Source organism: Pseudonocardia adelaidensis, from assembly GCF_039543345.1.
Classification (GTDB): Bacteria; Actinomycetota; Actinomycetes; order Mycobacteriales; family Pseudonocardiaceae; genus Pseudonocardia; species Pseudonocardia adelaidensis.
Genome location: NZ_BAABJO010000022.1, coordinates 46,781 through 63,021 on the forward strand (window position 1 = coordinate 46,781; position 16,241 = coordinate 63,021).

At 75.0% G+C, this 16,241-nt stretch carries 17 protein-coding genes; 13 read left to right on the top strand and 4 right to left on the bottom strand.

The window, feature by feature from the left end; translation table 11 throughout:
- Window positions 1-14: 14 nt before the first annotated feature.
- Complete coding sequence (locus ABEA81_RS26190) at window positions 15-1,043, top strand: aminotransferase class V-fold PLP-dependent enzyme (protein ID WP_345608070.1); 1,029 nt, start codon at window positions 15-17, stop codon at window positions 1,041-1,043.
- 99 nt (window positions 1,044-1,142) lie between these two features.
- Here the strand turns inward: ABEA81_RS26190 and ABEA81_RS26195 are convergent, their stop codons facing one another.
- Both ABEA81_RS26195 and ABEA81_RS26200 read right to left on the bottom strand, forming a co-directional pair.
- A complete protein-coding gene (locus ABEA81_RS26195; protein ID WP_345608073.1) occupies window positions 1,143-1,598 on the bottom strand; it encodes a ferritin-like domain-containing protein in 456 nt (151 codons plus the stop codon).
- The gene (locus tag ABEA81_RS26200) at window positions 1,595-2,050 is read right to left on the bottom strand and encodes a hypothetical protein (protein ID WP_345608075.1); all 456 of its coding nucleotides are present in this window, start codon (window positions 2,048-2,050) and stop codon (window positions 1,595-1,597) included. Before ABEA81_RS26200 ends, ABEA81_RS26195 begins: the two co-directional genes overlap by 4 nt.
- Window positions 2,051-2,240: 190 nt before the next feature.
- Here ABEA81_RS26200 and rimP point away from each other — a divergent pair, with 190 nt between their 5' ends.
- The 11 genes from rimP (at window position 2,241) to ABEA81_RS26255 (ending at window position 11,831) form a co-directional block, all read left to right on the top strand.
- Entirely contained in the window at window positions 2,241-2,765 is a 525-nt protein-coding gene (gene rimP, locus ABEA81_RS26205; RefSeq protein WP_345608077.1) for a ribosome maturation factor RimP, read from the top strand.
- A complete protein-coding gene (gene nusA, locus ABEA81_RS26210; RefSeq protein WP_345608079.1) occupies window positions 2,762-3,781 on the top strand; it encodes a transcription termination factor NusA in 1,020 nt (339 codons plus the stop codon). The genes rimP and nusA overlap by 4 nt, the downstream gene beginning before the upstream one ends.
- Window positions 3,782-3,972: 191 nt before the next feature.
- Entirely contained in the window at window positions 3,973-4,212 is a 240-nt protein-coding gene (locus tag ABEA81_RS42755) for a YlxR family protein (RefSeq protein WP_425570659.1), read from the top strand.
- A 92-nt stretch (window positions 4,213-4,304) separates the two neighbouring features.
- A complete protein-coding gene (gene infB, locus ABEA81_RS26220; RefSeq protein WP_345608083.1) occupies window positions 4,305-7,328 on the top strand; it encodes a translation initiation factor IF-2 in 3,024 nt (1,007 codons plus the stop codon).
- 52 nt (window positions 7,329-7,380) lie between these two features.
- The gene (locus ABEA81_RS26225) at window positions 7,381-7,677 is read left to right on the top strand and encodes a DUF503 domain-containing protein (protein WP_345608085.1); all 297 of its coding nucleotides are present in this window, start codon (window positions 7,381-7,383) and stop codon (window positions 7,675-7,677) included.
- A 69-nt stretch (window positions 7,678-7,746) separates the two neighbouring features.
- The gene (gene rbfA, locus ABEA81_RS26230) at window positions 7,747-8,202 is read left to right on the top strand and encodes a 30S ribosome-binding factor RbfA (protein ID WP_345608087.1); all 456 of its coding nucleotides are present in this window, start codon (window positions 7,747-7,749) and stop codon (window positions 8,200-8,202) included.
- Window positions 8,203-8,216: 14 nt separating this feature from the next.
- On the top strand, window positions 8,217-9,179 hold the full coding sequence (locus ABEA81_RS26235) for a DHH family phosphoesterase (RefSeq protein ID WP_345608089.1): 963 nt from the start codon (window positions 8,217-8,219) through the stop codon (window positions 9,177-9,179).
- Window positions 9,180-9,296: 117 nt separating this feature from the next.
- On the top strand, window positions 9,297-9,923 hold the full coding sequence (locus ABEA81_RS26240) for a class I SAM-dependent methyltransferase (RefSeq protein WP_345608091.1): 627 nt from the start codon (window positions 9,297-9,299) through the stop codon (window positions 9,921-9,923).
- A complete protein-coding gene (locus ABEA81_RS26245) occupies window positions 9,920-11,251 on the top strand; it encodes an MATE family efflux transporter (RefSeq protein WP_345608093.1) in 1,332 nt (443 codons plus the stop codon). Before ABEA81_RS26240 ends, ABEA81_RS26245 begins: the two co-directional genes overlap by 4 nt.
- 82 nt (window positions 11,252-11,333) lie before the next feature.
- Window positions 11,334-11,486 (top strand): hypothetical protein, encoded by a 153-nt coding sequence (locus ABEA81_RS26250; protein ID WP_345608095.1) that lies wholly within the window; start codon window positions 11,334-11,336, stop codon window positions 11,484-11,486.
- 186 nt (window positions 11,487-11,672) lie between these two features.
- A complete protein-coding gene (locus ABEA81_RS26255; RefSeq protein WP_345608097.1) occupies window positions 11,673-11,831 on the top strand; it encodes a hypothetical protein in 159 nt (52 codons plus the stop codon).
- A gap of 318 nt (window positions 11,832-12,149) precedes the next feature.
- Here ABEA81_RS26255 and ABEA81_RS26260 read toward each other — a convergent pair whose 3' ends face one another.
- Window positions 12,150-12,275 carry a hypothetical protein gene (locus ABEA81_RS26260; protein ID WP_345608100.1) on the bottom strand — a complete coding sequence of 42 codons (126 nt, stop codon included), beginning with the start codon at window positions 12,273-12,275 and terminating at the stop codon, window positions 12,150-12,152.
- 40 nt (window positions 12,276-12,315) lie between these two features.
- The gene (locus ABEA81_RS26265; RefSeq protein WP_345608103.1) at window positions 12,316-13,119 is read right to left on the bottom strand and encodes a DUF5995 family protein; all 804 of its coding nucleotides are present in this window, start codon (window positions 13,117-13,119) and stop codon (window positions 12,316-12,318) included.
- A gap of 152 nt (window positions 13,120-13,271) precedes the next feature.
- On the opposite strand from ABEA81_RS26265, the gene ABEA81_RS26270 reads away from it, so the two are divergent.
- The gene (locus ABEA81_RS26270) at window positions 13,272-16,229 is read left to right on the top strand and encodes a helix-turn-helix transcriptional regulator (RefSeq protein ID WP_345608105.1); all 2,958 of its coding nucleotides are present in this window, start codon (window positions 13,272-13,274) and stop codon (window positions 16,227-16,229) included.
- The last annotated feature ends 12 nt before the right edge of the window (window positions 16,230-16,241 follow it).

Here is a 16,241-nt window from a genome sequence, read left to right on the forward strand (position 1 = left end):
GTAGTGTCCCCCGCGTGCGCGTGTCATTCGGCGAGGAGTTCGACGTTCCGGACGGATACCTGAACACGGCCAGCATCGGCATCCCCTCCGTCGCCGTCGGTGAGGCGGTGACCTCCGCGGTCGCCGGGTGGCGGGCGGGTGCCGGCCGGGCCGGCGAGTACGACGAGCCGGTGGCCCGGGCCAGGGCGGGGTTCGCCGACCTCGTCGGGGTCGGTGCCGACCGGGTGGCGATCGGGCCCGCGGTGTCCGCTCTCGTCGGGCTGGTCGCGGCGGCCCTGCCCGCGGGCGCGCGCGTGCTCGTCGCGGGCGGGGAGTTCACGAGCGTGACGTGGCCGTTCGCGGCGCAGGCCGAGCGGGGCGTCTCGGTCACCGAGGTCGACCTCGCGCAGGTGGGCCCGCGCGCGGGGGAGTTCGACCTCGTCGCGGTGAGCACGGTGCAGTCCGCCGACGGCCGGCTGGTCGACCTGGACGCCCTGCGCGCGGCCCGTGCGGGCGGCACCCGCGTCGTCCTCGACGCCACGCAGTCGCTCGGCTGGCTGGACGCCGACCTGTCCTGGGCCGACGCCGTGGTGGCCGCGGGCTACAAGTGGCTGCTCAGCCCGCGCGGGGTCGCGTGGATGGCGATCCACCCGGAGCTGGCGGCCGCCCCGTCGGCGGCCGGCTGGTACGCGGGCGCCGACCGTTGGTCGGACGTCTACGGCCTGCCGATGACCCTGGCGGCGGACGCGCGGGCACTCGACACGTCGCCGGCCTGGTACTGCCACGTCGGCGCGGCGGTGGCACTGCCGTGGCTGGCGGGCCTCGACCGGGCCGCGGTGCACGCCCACTGCGTCGGACTCGCCGACGCGTTCCGCGCCGGACTGGGGATGGAACCGGCCGGCTCGGCGATCGTCTCCGTGCGCCGGGAGGGCGCGGGGGAGCGGCTGGCCGCCGCCGGTGTGGTGAGCGCGGCCCGCGCGGGCGCCGCCCGCCTGGCGTTCCACCTCTACAACACCGAGGCCGACGTCGCCCGCGCCCTGGAGGCACTCCAGCCGTCCGGATAGGACTTCACACACCCAGCCCCGACTTCGCACAAGGCCCGCCTTGTGCGAAGTTCCTACTGGATGTGCGAAGTCGGCTGCGCGGCCACGAGCAGGGGCCGGCTACGGCTGCCCGGGGAACACCGGGATGGTGGGTGTCTGGTCCACCGCCGCGCGCCAGCGCGCGCAGCGCAGCGTGCCGGCGCTCATGGTGTCCAGTGCGGCCTGGCGCAGGGCCCGGTCCTGAGTGCGTTCGAGCAGCGACCGCCATGCGGCCAGCGCATCGGTCTCGGCGACCACGGCGAGCTGGGCGGCCGACGCCGGGTCGGTGACCGGTCGCGGCGTGGCGTAGGCGGGTTGCGCGGAGACGGCCGGGGCGCCGAGCTGGGTGAGCGTCTCCTCGACCTGGCTGCGCAGCTCCCGGTGCGCGTTCTCGTCCTCGCGGGCCCGCGTCGCGTCGGCGCCGGAGAGGAAGGCGATGGCGAGCGCGTAGCACCAGATGGCGGCGTGCTCGGCGGCGAGCGCGTTCTGCAGCGCCGCCACGGCGGTGTCGTCGATCCGCGGGTTCGCCGAACTCACTTGAGCACCTCCGCGTACGCGCTGCAGCACGCGGCCACGGAGGCGACGAGCCCGACCCGCTCGGGCGGCAGGCCGAACGCGGCCTCCCCGGCGGCCCGTCCCGACGCGAGCACCGCGCGCTGCACCTCGGTGCGGCCCGGGCGGGACGTGGGCGGGGGAGCCGGGGCGGGGGTGGGCCGGTCCGGGTCCAGCCGGGTGATCTCGGCCTCGAGCGCGGCGGCGTGCCGGGTGCGGGCGTCGACGAGCGGCTGCAGCGCCGCGGCGAGGCCATGGTCGGCCGCCACCGCGGCGGCCGCGAGCGCGGCATCGGCGCGGGCGGCGTCGGCGAGGGCGATCAGCGGGTCGGGCCCGCTCGGCCCGGTCGCGCGGCCGAGCGAGCAGCCGGCCACCGCGGGTGGGAGGAGCAGCAGCCCGGCGAGCACCCGCCGGCGGCTCCACGCCGCTCCTGCCACCACGTCTCCTCGACGTCCCCTCGACCCGTGCGCGCGGCTCGTCCACCGCTCGCGCCGGGCGCACATCCTGCCAGGCGGCTGTCCGGGCGCGGTCGGGTGCCGGGGGGTGCACGGGCGGTAACGGCGTGCAGGAGCCCGATCGGGGTCGCGATACCCTGACAGACCCACACCGTTCCTAGGAGTAGACGCGATGCCCTCCCCCCGCCCCGCGCAGGAAGCCGGGGCCGAGCCCGGCCAGCTGCACGGCGTGTTGGCGCCGATCGTCGCGGACGCCGGCTTCGAGCTCGACCAGCTCGACGTCCGGGCCGCGGGCCGCCGCCACACCGTCAAGGTGGTGGTCGACTCCGACGCGGGCGTGGGCCTGGACGACATCGCCGCCGTCTCCCGGGCGATCTCCGCCGAGCTGGACCGGCACGAGCACCTCATCGGGGGCTCGTACACGCTGGAGGTCACCTCCCCCGGCGTCGACCGCCCGCTCACGGGGCAGCGGCACTGGCGGCGGGCACACCTGCGCCAGGTGGCGGTCCGGATGCACGACGGCACCCGGTTCACCGGGCGGGTCGGTGCGGCCGGCGAGGAGGCCGTCACGCTGCTCGTCGACGGGCGGCGGCGCGAGGTGCGCTACGCCGACGTGGCCCACGCCGGCGTGCAGGTGGAGTTCCGGCCTGCGCCGGAGCACGAGGTGGCGCTGCTGCAAGAGGAGGGTACGGCGTGAACGTCGACATCGCGGCGCTGCGCACCATCGAGCGCGAGAAGGACATCCCGTTCGACACGGTCATCGAGGCCATCGAGACCGCGCTGCTCACCGCGTACAAGCACACCGACGGCCACCAGCCGCACGCGCGGATCGACATCGACCGCAAGACGGGCGCGGTGCGGGTGCTCGCCCAGGAGCTGGGGCCCGACGGGGCCGTCGACACCGAGTGGGACGACACCCCGGAGGGGTTCGGGCGGATCGCCGCCACCACCGCGCGGCAGGTGATCGTGCAGCGGCTGCGCGACGCCGAGCACGAGCGCACCTACGGTGAGTTCGCCGCGAAGGAGGGCGAGGTCGTCGCGGGCGTGATCCAGCGCGACGCGCGCGCCAACGCCCGCGGCGTGGTGATCGTCCAGCTCTCCGGCGGCACGGAGGGCGTGCTGCCGCAGGCGGAGCAGGTGCCCGGCGAGCGCTACGAGCACGGCGAGCGGATCCGGTGCTACGTGGTGGGCGTCAGCCGGGGAATGCGGGGGACGCAGATCACGTTGAGTCGCACGCATCCCAACCTCGTGCGCAAGCTCTTCGCGCTCGAGGTCCCGGAGATCGTCGACGGTTCCGTGGAGATCGTCGCGGTCGCCCGGGAGGCAGGCCACCGGTCCAAGATCGCGGTCCGGTCCACCGTGTCCGGCGTCAACCCCAAGGGGGCCTGCATCGGCCCGGTGGGTGCCCGGGTGCGCGGCGTGATGAGCGAGCTGGCCGGAGAGAAGATCGACATCATCGACTGGTCCGAGGACCCCGCCACGTTCGTCGGCAACGCGCTCTCGCCGTCGAAGGTGGTTTCGGTCACGGTGCTGGACGCCCGCACGAAGACCGCACGGGTCGTCGTGCCGGACTTCCAGCTCTCGCTCGCCATCGGCAAGGAAGGGCAGAACGCCCGGTTGGCGGCCCGCCTCACCGGTTGGCGCATCGACATCCGCAGCGACGCCGACCCCCGCGGGGCCATCGACGCGCCCGAGACGGAGTCGGTCGGCTGAGCCGTCGATCACCCCGCGATGCAGGAGCGGGCGCAGCCCCTGCGCTACACTCCACACCGGCCCACCACCCGGGTCCGGCCCCCGCACGACCGGCCCCCGCCCCGGATCAACGATCCGCCGCGGGACCCGTCCGGACATGCGTCGGTTGTCGGCGCCGGGACGTGGCCGACGGTCTGTTGAGGGTCGTCGCGGTGGACGGGATCCTGATCCCGGACCCGCGGCGCAGGCTCCCCGGGCGTGGTGCGTGGTTGCACCTCGCCCCGGAGTGCCTGGACCGTGCCGAGCGACGCTCGGCGTTCCCGCGGGCGCTCCGCGTCCCGGGACCGCTGGACACCGCGCCGGTACGGGCCCACATCGGCACCGTGCGCGACAACGGGGCCCGGGAGACACCCGGGTCCAGCACACCAGGAAGCAAGGTCGACCCGTCATGAGCCAGTCGTGAAGATCGCACCATGAACGTGCTTCGACACTAGGTTCGAGGTCGAGCGGTGCCGCCGCCCGGCCTCCGGAAACAAGGAGTGCAGTGGCAGGCAAGGCCCGCGTGCACGAGCTCGCGAAAGAGCTCGGAGTCAGCAGTAAGCAGGTCCTCAGCAAGTTGCAGGACCTCGGGGAGTACGTGAAGTCCCCCTCGTCGACGGTCGAGGCACCGGTCGCCCGCAAGCTTCGTGAGTCGCTCGCCGGTGGCGGCGACTCCGGCGACGGGCGTCGTCGCGGTGGTGGCGGCCGCCCGCGTCCGGGCGGCGGCGCGTCGACTCCCGGCGCCCAGCCCCGGCCCGGCGGCCCGGTTCCCGGTCCGCCCCGTCAGCAGGAGCGCCCCGCCCAGTCCCCGTCGACGCCCGCACTGGGCGCCGAGCGGCCCAGTGGCCCGCGTCCGGGACCCCGTCCCGGCCCGCAGGCCCCCGCGCCGCAGCCCGAGGCCCCGCGCAGCGAGCCCCAGGCCCCGGCCGCGCAGCGTCCGGCGGCCCAGGAGCCGGACACGCAGCGTCCCGCGGCGGCGGCGGATTCGCCCGCCCCCGCCCAGCAGCGTCCCGGCTCCGGTCCGCGTCCCGGTCCGCGTCCGGGCCCGGCACCCGCCCAGCAGCGCCCGGCCGCAGCGGCCGAAGCTCCCGGCGTCGTGCCGCCTCGGCCCGCGGCCCCGCGTCCCGGCCCGCGCACGCCGCGGGTCGGCAACAACCCGTTCGGTGTCGGCTCGGGCGCCCCGCCGCGCCCCGCTGCGCCGCGTCCCGGCCCGCCCGGTGGCGGGCAGGCCCCCGGGCAGGGCGGCCAGGGGCAGGGCCAGGGTGGCCCGCGCCCCGGTGGTCCCCGCCCGGCGGCCCCGCGTTCCGGTGACGCCGGTCGCGGTGGCCCGCGTCCCTCGCCCGGCAACATGCCCCCGCGGCCCAACCCCGGCATGATGCCGGCGCGTCCGGCGGGTGGCCGTCCCGGCGGTGGCGGCGGTGGCCGTGGCGGCCCCGGTGGTCGTCCCGGTGGTCCGGGCGGTCGTCCCGGTGGTGGCGGTCGTCCCGGTGGCGGTGGCGGTGGCTTCCGCCCGGGTGGCGGCGGTCCCGGTGGGGGCGGTGCCCCGGCCGGTGGCGGCTTCCGCGGTGGTGGCGGTCGTCCCGGTGGTGGCGGTCGTGGTCGCGGCGGTGCCGCGGGTGCGTTCGGCCGTCCCGGTGGACCGGCGCGCAAGGGGCGCAAGTCGAAGCGGCAGAAGCGCCAGGAGTTCGACTCGATGCAGGCGCCCTCGGTCGGCGGCGTCCGCCTGCCCAAGGGCAGCGGCGAGACGATCAAGCTGCCGCGCGGCGCGTCGCTCACCGATTTCGCCGACAAGATCAACGCCAACCCGGCGTCGCTGGTGCAGGTGCTGTTCCACCTCGGCGAGATGGTGACGGCCACCCAGTCGGTCTCCGACGAGATCCTCGAGTTGCTCGGCACCGAGATGAACTACGACGTCCAGGTCGTCAGCCCGGAGGAGGAGGACCGGGAGCTGCTCGACAGCTTCTCCATCTCCTACGGCGAGGACGCGGGCGGCGAGGAGGATCTCGTCTTCCGGCCGCCGGTCGTCACCGTCATGGGTCACGTCGACCACGGCAAGACGCGCCTGCTGGACACCATCCGCAAGGCGAACGTCGCCGAGGGCGAGGCGGGCGGCATCACCCAGCACATCGGCGCCTACCAGGTGCTGACGGAGCTGGACGGCCAGGAGCGGCCGATCACCTTCATCGACACCCCGGGCCACGAGGCGTTCACCGCCATGCGTGCCCGCGGCGCGAAGTCCACGGACATCGCGGTGATCGTGGTCGCGGCCGACGACGGCGTCATGCCGCAGACGGTCGAGGCGATCAACCACGCCCAGGCGGCCGACGTGCCGGTGGTGGTCGCGGTCAACAAGATCGACAAGGAGGGGGCCAACCCCGCCAAGATCCGCCAGCAGCTCACCGAGTACGGGCTGGTCGCCGAGGAGTACGGCGGCGAGACGATGTTCGTCGACATCTCGGCGCGCGAGAACATCAACATCGAGCAGTTGCTCGAGGCGATCCTGCTCACCGCCGACGCCGCGCTCGACCTGCGGGCCAACCCGAACATGGAGGCCCAGGGCGTCGCGATCGAGGCGCACCTGGACCGCGGTCGCGGCCCGGTGGCCACCGTGCTGGTGCAGCGCGGCACGCTTCGGGTCGGCGACTCGGTGGTCGCGGGCGACGCCTCCGGGCGTGTCCGGCGCATGCTCGACGAGCACGGCGAGGACGTCATCGAGGCGCTGCCTTCGCGGCCGGTGCAGGTCATCGGGTTCACCTCGGTGCCCGGCGCGGGCGACACGTTCCTCGTCGTCGACGAGGACCGGGTGGCCCGCCAGATCGCCGACCGGCGCCGCGCCCGCGAGCGCAACGCCGAGCTGGCCAGCCGCCGCAAGCGCGTCAGCCTGGAGGACCTGGACGCCGCGCTGAAGGAGACCAACACCCTCAACCTGATCATCAAGGGTGACAACTCGGGTACCGTCGAGGCACTCGAGGACGCGCTCATGAAGATCGAGGTGGGCGACGACGTCGAGCTGCGGGTCATCCACCGCGGCGTCGGTGGCATCACCGAGGGCGACATCAACCTCGCGATCGCCGACAACGTCATCGTGCTGGGCTTCAACGTCCGGGCCGAGGGCAAGGCCACCGAGCTCGCCAACCGCGAGGGCGTGGAGATCCGCTACTACACGGTGATCTACCAGGCCATCGAGGAGATCGAGCAGGCGCTCAAGGGCATGCTCAAGCCGGAGTACGAGGAGGTCGGGCTCGGCACCGCGGAGGTCCGCGAGGTCTTCCGGTCGTCGCGGTTCGGCACCATCGCCGGCTGCCTCGTGATGGGCGGCGTGATCCGGCGCAACGCCCGGGCCCGCCTCCTGCGCGACAGCGTGGTGGTGGCCGACAACCTGTCGATCGCCTCGCTGCGGCGGGTCAAGGACGACGTGGTCGAGGTCCGCGAGGGCTTCGAGTGCGGTCTCACGCTCGGCAACTTCAACGACATCAAGCAGGGCGACGTCATCGAGACGTTCGAGATGCGCGAGAAGCCGAGGAGCTGACGAACAGGTGGGGGGTCGGACTCGTCCGGCCCCCCACCGTTTTCGGAGAGTCATGTTCGTCGGAGCGTTGGAGCTGGACGTCCTCCTCGGGGACGTCCGCTCGCTCAAACAGAAGAGATCCGTGGTCCGGCCGGTCGTGGCCGAGCTGCGCCGGAAGTTCGAGGTGGCCGTCTCCGAGGCGGGGCACCTCGACCTGCACCGGCGCGCGCTGCTCGGCGTCGCCTGCGTCGCGGCCGACCCCGGCCACGTCACCGAGGTGCTCGACCGGTGCGAGCGGCTCGTCGCCGCGCGCCCCGAGCTCGAGCTGCTCTCGGCCCGGCATCGCATGCTGGGCCCGGAGGACGAATGAGGTCGTGAGTGGGTACGAGTGCTCCGACTCCCGTACCCACTCACGGCCCGACGGAGGAGGGCTGTAGTTGTGGTGGATCACGCCCGCGCGCGGCGGCTGTCCAAGCGGATCACGCAGATCGTGGCGGCCGCTCTCGAGCACGAGGTCAAGGACCCGCGGCTGAAGATGGTGACCATCACCGACACCCGGGTCACCGGCGACCTGCGCGAGGCCACCGTGTACTACACGGTGCTCGGGGAGCGGGTCGACGCCGACCCCGACGCGGCGGGCGCCGCCGCGGCGCTCGCGAGCGCCACCGGCGTGCTCCGCTCGATGGTCGGCGCGGGCACCGGGATCCGGCACACCCCGTCGCTCGTGTTCGTGCCCGACCAGGTGCCGGACGAGGCCCGCCGCATGGAGGAGCTGCTCGCCCGCACCCGGGAGTCCGACGCCGAGGTGGCGCGGCTCGCGGCCTCGGCCCGTCCCGCGGGCGACCCCGACCCGTACCGCGTCCCCCGGGACCGCGACGGGGCCGAGGAGGAGTGAACGGGATCGCTGTCGTGGATCGCGCGGTCGCCGAGGCGGCGGCGGCCCTCGCCCGCGCGCGCGAGGTCGTGCTGGTGGCGCACGTCGACCCGGACGCGGACGCGCTGGGAAGCGCGTTGGCGCTCGGCACCGCCCTGCACCGGCGGGGCGCGGGCGTGCAGGTGGCGTTCGCGTCGCCGGAGCGGGTGCCCGAATCCCTCGCGCCCCTCGACGCCCTCGGGCTGCTGGTGCCCCCGGCGGACGTGAGCGCGGCGCCGGAGGTGCTGGTCAGCTGCGATGCGGCCGACCCGGGGCGGCTCGGCTCGCTCGGGCGGCTGCTCGACACGGCCCGGTGCACCGTGATGCTCGACCACCACGGCACCAACCCCGGCTTCGGCGACATCCGGGTGCTCGACCCCGCCGCCGAGGCCACGGTGGTGCTCGCGCACCGGGTCCTCGTCGAGCTGGGCGCGCCCCTCGACGCGGACGTGGCCCGCTGCCTCTACGCCGGGCTCGTCACCGACACCCGCGGCTTCCGCACCGCGGGACCGGCGGCGTACCGGCTCGGCGCCGAGCTGGTGGAGGCGGGCGCCGACCCGGCCGCCCTGACCAGGACGCTGATGGACAGCCACCCCTTCGCCTGGTTCGAAGGCCTCGGCAGGGCGCTCGAGCGGGCCGTGCTGGAGCCATCGGGGCTGCTGCACACCACGATCCCGCTGGCAGACGTGCTGCGGTACCGGTCCGAGGAGATCGACAGCGTCGTGGACGTGCTCCGGACGGCCGTGGAGGCCGAGGTGGTGGCCTCCGTCATGCAGGTGGAGGAGCGGCGGTGGCGCGTGTCGCTGCGCTCGGCAGGCACGGTGGACGTCGCCGCCGTCGCCACCGCGCTCGGCGGCGGGGGACACGCGATGGCGGCAGGGTTCACCCGCGAGGGCAGCGAGCAGGAGGTACTCGCGGCGATCCGCGCCGCCTGGCCCGGTGACGTTGCGGCCCCGTGACGTTGCAGCAAAGCCACCTTCATGCCACCTCGTTGCGTGAAAGTGGCTTTGCTGCAATACGGGACCAGGGCGCCCGCTACCGTGAGCGGGACCCAGCCAATCGGAGGAAGGCCCTGCATGACGCCCGACACCGCTCCCGCCGCGGACGCGCGGTCCGCCCGCCGCGCGTTCCTCGCGGCGGCGCTGCGCCGCCCGGCCACGATGGGCGCGATCGCGCCGAGCTCCGCGCGCCTCGGCGCGGTGCTCGCGTCGGTGGTGCCCCGCACCGGGGAGCCGACGGTCGTCGAGCTGGGTCCGGGCACCGGCGCGGTGAGCGCGGTGATCGCGGGGAAGCTGCCCGAGGGTGCCCGGCACCTGGCGGTGGAGCTGGACCCCGAGATGGTCGCGTACCTGCGCCGCACGCGGCCCCGGCTCGACGTGGTGCAGGGCAACGCCGCCGACCTGGGCAAGCTGCTCGCCGAGCGCGGGATCGCGGAGGTCGACGCCGTGATCTGCGGGCTCCCGTGGGCGCTGTTCGACGACGCCACCCAGAGCGCGCTGCTGGGTGAGATCAGCCGCGTGATCGGTGACCGCGGTGCGTTCACCACCTTCGCCTACCTGCACGGGATGACCCTCGGGGCGGCTCGCCGCTTCCGGCGCCGATTGCGCGGCACGTTCGACGAGGTGCTGGTGAGCGCCACGGTGTGGCGCAACCTGCCGCCTGCGTTCGTCTACGTGTGCCGCCGCCCCCGCCACGAGGGATGACCGGCGGGCCGGATCGCGTTCCCGCGCGGGAGGTGCTGCGGCTCGCCGCGCCCGCGCTCCCGGTGCTCGCCGCCGAACCGCTGTACCTGCTCGTCGACACGGCGGTGGTGGGGCGGCTCGGTGCGGTCGCGTTGGCCGGGCTTGCGGTGGCCGGGGTGGTGTTCGCCCAGGTCACGAGCCAGATGAACTTCCTGTCGTACGGCACCACGTCCCGGGCGGCCCGTCTGCACGGTGCCGGCCGCCGGGGTGCCGCCGTCGGGGAGGGCGTGCAGGCCACGTGGCTCGCGCTCGCCGTCGGGGTCCTGGTGATCGGGGTCGGCCAGCTGGTGGCCCGCCCGGTCGCCGAGGCCCTGGGCGACGGCGGCGCGATCGCGGATGCCGCCACCACGTGGCTGCGCGTGGCGCTGTGGGGGGCACCGATGGTCCTGGTGACGCTCGCCGGCAACGGCTGGATGCGCGGCGTGCAGGACACCGCCCGGCCGCTGCGCTACGTGCTCGCGGGCAACGGGCTCTCGGCCGTGCTCTGCCCGGTGCTCGTGCACTGGGTGGGGCTGGGGCTGGTCGGGTCCGCCGTCGCCAACGTCGCCGGGCAGGCGGTGGGCGCCACGCTGTTCCTGGTGGCCCTGGTGCGCGCGGCGCGGGCGAACGTGGTGGCCCTGCGGCCCGCGCCGGCCGTGCTGCGCGCGCAGCTGGCGCTCGGCCGTGACCTGCTGGCCCGCAGCCTCGCCTTCCAGGCGAGCTTCCTGTCCGCGGCCGCCGTCGCCACCCGGTTCGGTGCGGCCACCGCCGCCGCTCACCAGATCGTGCTGCAGCTGTGGTTCTTCCAGGCGCTCGTGCTCGACGCGGTGGCGATCGCCGCCCAGGCGCTGGTCGGCGCCGCGCTCGGCTCGCCCGATCGGGGGGCCCAGCGGGCCAAGGCGCTCGCCGGCCAGGTCACCCGCTACGGGCTGGTGCTGGGCATCGCCTTCGGGGTGCTGTTCGCGGCCCTCTCCGGCGTGCTGCCGCCGGTGTTCACACCCGACGCCGCCGTGCTCGCGGCGGTGCCGGTGGCCTGGTGGTTCTTCACCGCGATGCAGCCGATCGCGGGCGTGGTGTTCGCCCTCGACGGGGTGCTGCTCGGCGCGGGCGACGCGGCGTTCCTGCGGACGTCCACGATCGCGGCGGCCGTGTTCGGGTTCCTCCCGTTGACGTGGGCGTCGCTGGCGTTCGGCTGGGGCCTCGCCGGCATCTGGTCCGGGCTGGCGGCGATGATGCTCATCCGCTTCGCGACGGTCGCGCTGCGGGCACGCAGCGGTCACTGGGTCGTGACGGGTGCCGTTCGCTCCTGAGTGTCGCTAGGCCCGAAAGGGTCACGTGCGGTAGACAAGGCACCGCAAAAAGTCATCCCTGCGGGCCACGGATCGGGTGCACGTGAAGAGAATCGTCGGACTCCTCGTGATCGCGCTGCTCGTCTTCTGGGTGTTCATCGACCCGGACAGTGCGGCCGACACAGTGCAGGACATCGGCTCGCTCCTCCGAGAGGGCGCCGAATCGATGATCACATTCTTCACATCGCTCGTGTGACCGAGGCGGTCGTCGGACCGGGGCAGGAGCCTGCCGCAGCACCTCCTCGACGGGAGGCCCGCGGTCACGGCGCAGCCCCCAGCGCCGACCGGTCCTGCGGCTCCCACACCGGCTCCGGCGTCTCCCGGGCCTCACGTCGCCCGCGAACAGCACGAAGCGGTCGAAGCCACGGGTGAACCAGCGGTCGTGCGTGACCACCAGAACGGTGCCCTCGAACGCGGCGAGCGCCTGCTCGAGGGCCTCGGCCGAGGCGAGGTCGAGGTTGTCGGTCGGCTCGTCGAGCAGCAGCACGTCGTCCGGGCCGCGCAGCAGGAGCTCGAGGGCGAACTGCTGTCATCTCACTGACGGATCTCCGCCTGCTTCGCGACGGCGTTGATCCGTCAGACATGCATGGTGCTCGCCGCCCGACGGGTCGGTCGCGCACCTCGTGCCACGGCAGGCCCAGCGCGGCGACGGCGGCCGTGTCGAACTCCACCTCGGCGCCGTACCGGCCGGCCTCACCCCAGGCTGCGAGCTCCTCGGCGTAGCGCAGCTGCGATCGTTCGTGCTCGTCGAGGGCGCGTTCGGCGGCCCGCAGCCGCTCGCCCACGGCACGGACGGCGTGCGACAGCGCCAGGTCCGCGAGGGTGCGCTCGTCGTTGATCGAGCCGATGAACTGGTGCATCACCCCGAGCCCGCCGCTGTGCGCGATGCTCCCGGACGCCGCCCGACGCGGAAGGAGACGTCGGAGAAGAGCGTGCGCCCGTCGGGCAGCCGGTGCTCGGCGGCCATCGCCTCGAGGTGTCCCACCGGGACATGGTGCGGGCCCCGCCCCCGGGTCGATCGGATATCAGAACGGGAGCGGGCTGCGCAGGACGCCTTCCCCGATGAACGTCGCCATCGCGTCGAGCCGCCGCTCGGAGGCCTTGCACACCTCCGGGGCGGCGCCGGCCTTCCACACCCGCGTCGCCTCGTCCCACGCGAGGTCGCGGGTGAACGTGACGACGAGGTCCGCGAGCCAGTTGGCGCCGACGTCCCACGGCGCGCCGTCCGGACCGTGGGACAGGAGCGAGTCCAGCTCCTCGCGCAGCCCGTCCATCTCCGTCTCGAACACGTCGTTGACGAGGCGGTAGTCGTGGTACTGCGCGCTGCCGTGCCCGCCGCCGTCCGGCTCCACGTGGCGCCATGTCGCGATGAGCGCGTGCGCGAGGTCGTAGTTGATGTGGGCGTTGACGCCGAGCACGGCGAAGTTCACGGGTGGGACGTTCGGGTCGCTCCGGTTGTCGAACAGCACCCGCCACACCCCCGGGGCGGTGTGGATGTCGGCGGCGTAGCGCCGCAGCGCCTGGAAGAACCGCTCGGCGAACTCGAGGTCGAGGCGCACGAGGAACTCCGACGACGAGAACTCGCCGTTGTCGGCCATGTCGCCGACCCGTTGCGTGATGACGTGGTAGAGCTTGGTGAAGGACGCGATGCCGTCGTTCTCGCCGAGCAGCGACGTGCTCGCCGCGTAGTCGCGGATCTCCGCGAGCCGCTTGATCACCTCCGGGATCGACGCCGGCGGCGCGTCCCCGGCCAGCTCGGCCAGGCGTTGGGTGCTTCCCGTCGTTCCCGGCTGCCCCGCGATCGCTGGACCCTCGTCGGTCGTGCCCATCGGCAACTCCTCTCCGTTCCTCGCCACCCGACGAGGAGCATCCGCAGGCCGCCCTGATACGTCGTCTCGGATCATGCTCGCGACCGGTCCGCCGAGCGTGCCGGGGCGGTGGCCTGGTCACCCGGATACGGGGGGCAGTAGCGTGACAGGACGTGACCGAGCGATGGCCAGTGCGCCCCTTGGTCGGCCGGGACGAGGACCTCGGCGAGCTGCTGGCCGTGCTGGAGTCGGTGCGGCGGGGCCGGATGGCCACGATCTTCCTCAGCGGTGACGCCGGCGTCGGCAAGACGCGGCTCGTGCAGGAGCTCGTCGTACGGGCCGAGGCCGCGGGCGCCACCGTGCTGGTGGGTGCGGCCACCGACATCGCGGAGAGCCCGCCGTTCTGGCCGGTCGCCTCCGCCCTGCGCGGCCTGCTGCGCTCGCCGCGGGGCGACGAGGTGCGGCGGCTGCTCGCGCCGTGGTCGGACCAGCTGGACGAGCTGCTCGCGCTGCGGTCCGCGGTGCCGGTCCCGCTCGCCCGGGTGCAGACCCTCGAGCTCCTGCACCGCGTGGTGCTCCGGCTCGCGCTCGATTCGGTGCTGGTGCTCGTCGTCGAGGACGTGCAGTGGGCGGACCGCTCCACCCTCGACCTGATCGCCTACCTGATCGCGAACCTCGCCGACGAGCGGCTGCTGCTCGTCGGGACGCACCGGACCGAGCCCGGTGCGGAGCCCTCGACCGCCGCCCGCACCGTGATCCGTGAGCTCGCGCGGCACCGGCAGGTGCGCACCGTCGAGGTGCGGCCGCTGCGCCGCGAGGCGGTGGCCGAGCTGGTGGCCGCCGCGGAGCCCGGACGGCCCGATCTCGTCGAGCTGGTGTGGATGCGGTCCGCGGGCAACGCGTTCATCGCCGAGGAGACGCTGCGGGCCGCCGTCGACGGCGACCCCACCGGCCTGCCGACGACGCTGCGCGAGCTCGTGCTCTCCCGCGTCGAGCGGCTGTCCGCGCCCGCGCTGCGGACGGTGCGCGCCGTGGCGCTCGCCGACGGGCCCTTGCCGCACCGCCTCCTCGACGCCGTGCTGGACGGCGGGCCGTGGCTGCTCGACGCGCTCCGTGAGAGCGTCGACGCCGGGGTGGTGGTCGTCGACGACGCGGCCGACGGCTACCGGCTGCGCCACGGGCTGATGACCGACGTGGTGGTCGGCGAGCTCCTGCCCGGGGAGCGGATGGACCTGCACCGCCGCTACGCCACCGCCCTCGAGCCCCGCGAGCTGCCGGGGGTCGACGCCCGCCTGGCGCACCACTGGTACGGGGCGGGCGACCGGGACCGGGCAGCTTCCGCCGCGGTGGCGGCCGCGGAGGCGGCCGCCCGGGTGCGCGGCTACGCGGAGGCGCACCGGCACTGGCTGCGCGCCGCCCTGCTCGCCGGCGAGGTGGCCGCGCCGCCCGTCCCGCGCACCACCTGCCTGGAGCGCGCGGCCGAGGCCGCCCACCTGGCCGGGGACGCCGACCAGGCGGTCGCGCTGCTGGCGGAACGGCTCGACCTCCTCGAACCGCCGGACGACCCCCACGACCTCGAGGCCGCCCTGCTGCACGCGCGCACCGGCCAGTACCTCGTGGCCGCGGGGCGGGGCGCGGAGGCCGCCGAGGCCTTCGGCCGCGCGACCGACGCGCTCCCGGCGGAAGGGGCCGAGCGGGAGCGGGCCGACGTGCTCGGCGGCCACGCGTCGGCGCTGTGGACGGCGGGCGACTACGCCGCGGCGCACGAGACCGCGGGGCGGGCACTGGCGCTCGCCCGCCGGATCGGCCTCGCGGTGCAGGAGGCGCGGGCGCTCGCGACGCTCGGCTTCGGGCTCGCCTACCTGCAGGATCCGGTGGCCGGTGAGGCCGCGTTGCGGGAGTCGATCGCGGTGGCCGAGCGGGCCGGGGAGCCGCTGGAGATCGTGCGGGCCCACCGCAGCCTCGCCGAGCTGCTGTCCGGTCCGCTGAACGAGCTGGATCGGGGCATCGCGATCGCCCGGGCCGGCGCCGCCCGCGCGCGGGAGCTGGGGCTCGCCCGCAGCGCGGGGGCGGGGATGCTCGCCGTCGCCGCCAACGGGCTCTTCCGCATCGGGCGCTGGGACGAGGCGGACGAGACGATCGCCGAGGCCTGGGAGCTCGCCCCGGCCGGCGCGGAGGCGCTCGAGCTGCGGCTGGCCCGGGCCCGGCTGCACACCGGGCGCGGCCGGTTCGACCAGGCCGAGGACGACCTCGAGGCCGTGGCCGCGCTCTCGGCCGGCACGGTCGGCCCCCGCTACCGGCTGCCGCTGCTCACGCTGTGGGCCGGGCTCGCGATGTGGAAGGAGCGCCCCGACCGCGCGCTCGACCACGTCGCGGCCGGGCTCGACGTCGTCGAGCGGGGCTCGGACGACGTCTGGCTGGTGGCCCCGCTCGTCTGGCACGGCGCGCGCGCCCGCGCCGAGTGCACCCGGCTGGGGGTGCGCCGGCCCGACGACGGTACGGACGGGCGGCTGCGCCGGCACGCGGCCGAGCTGGCGCGCGTCGCGGCGTCGTCCGTGCCGGCGGTCCGCGACGTCGTGCTCGGGTTCGTGGAGATGTCCGCCGCCGAGGACGGGCGCGCCGCCGGGCGTTCCGACCCGCAGGCGTGGGAACGCGTCGCGGAGATCTGGCGGGAACAGGAGCAGCCATACCCGTCGGCCTACGCGCACCTGCGGCGCGCGGAGGCGCTGCTCGCCACCCGGGCGAACTCGGCAGCGGCCACCGACTCGCTGCGCCGCGCCGGGCAGATCGCCCGCGAGCTCGGCGCCGTCCCCTTCCTCGCCGAGATCGCCGACCTGGCCGACCGGGCGAGGGTGCGGATCGACGAGCCGGAGCCCGCTCCCGGGCCGGCCCGACCGGCCGTGCGCGACGACGAGCTCGCCGGCCTCACCGCCCGGGAGCTCGAGGTGCTCACCGAGCTGGCCCGCGGCCACACCAACCGCGGGATCGCGCAGCGGCTGTTCATCAGCGAGAAGACGGTCGGGGTCCACATCAGCCGGATCTACGCGAAGCTCGATGTGCACAGCCGGGTGCAGGCCAGCGCGGTGTTCCTGCGCGCGCGGCCGCACGCGGCCCGCCCGCAGCCCTCGTAGGCGACGGGGTCC

Coding starts and splice junctions, on each gene's coding strand:
- rimP (WP_345608077.1), top strand. CDS start 2,241: ATGCCCTCCCCCCGCCCCGCGCAGGAAGCCGGGGCCGAGCCCGGCCAG.
- ABEA81_RS26225 (WP_345608085.1), top strand. CDS start 7,381: ATGTTCGTCGGAGCGTTGGAGCTGGACGTCCTCCTCGGGGACGTCCGC.
- ABEA81_RS26240 (WP_345608091.1), top strand. CDS start 9,297: ATGACGCCCGACACCGCTCCCGCCGCGGACGCGCGGTCCGCCCGCCGC.
- ABEA81_RS26245 (WP_345608093.1), top strand. CDS start 9,920: ATGACCGGCGGGCCGGATCGCGTTCCCGCGCGGGAGGTGCTGCGGCTC.
- ABEA81_RS26265 (WP_345608103.1), bottom strand. CDS start 13,119: ATGGGCACGACCGACGAGGGTCCAGCGATCGCGGGGCAGCCGGGAACG.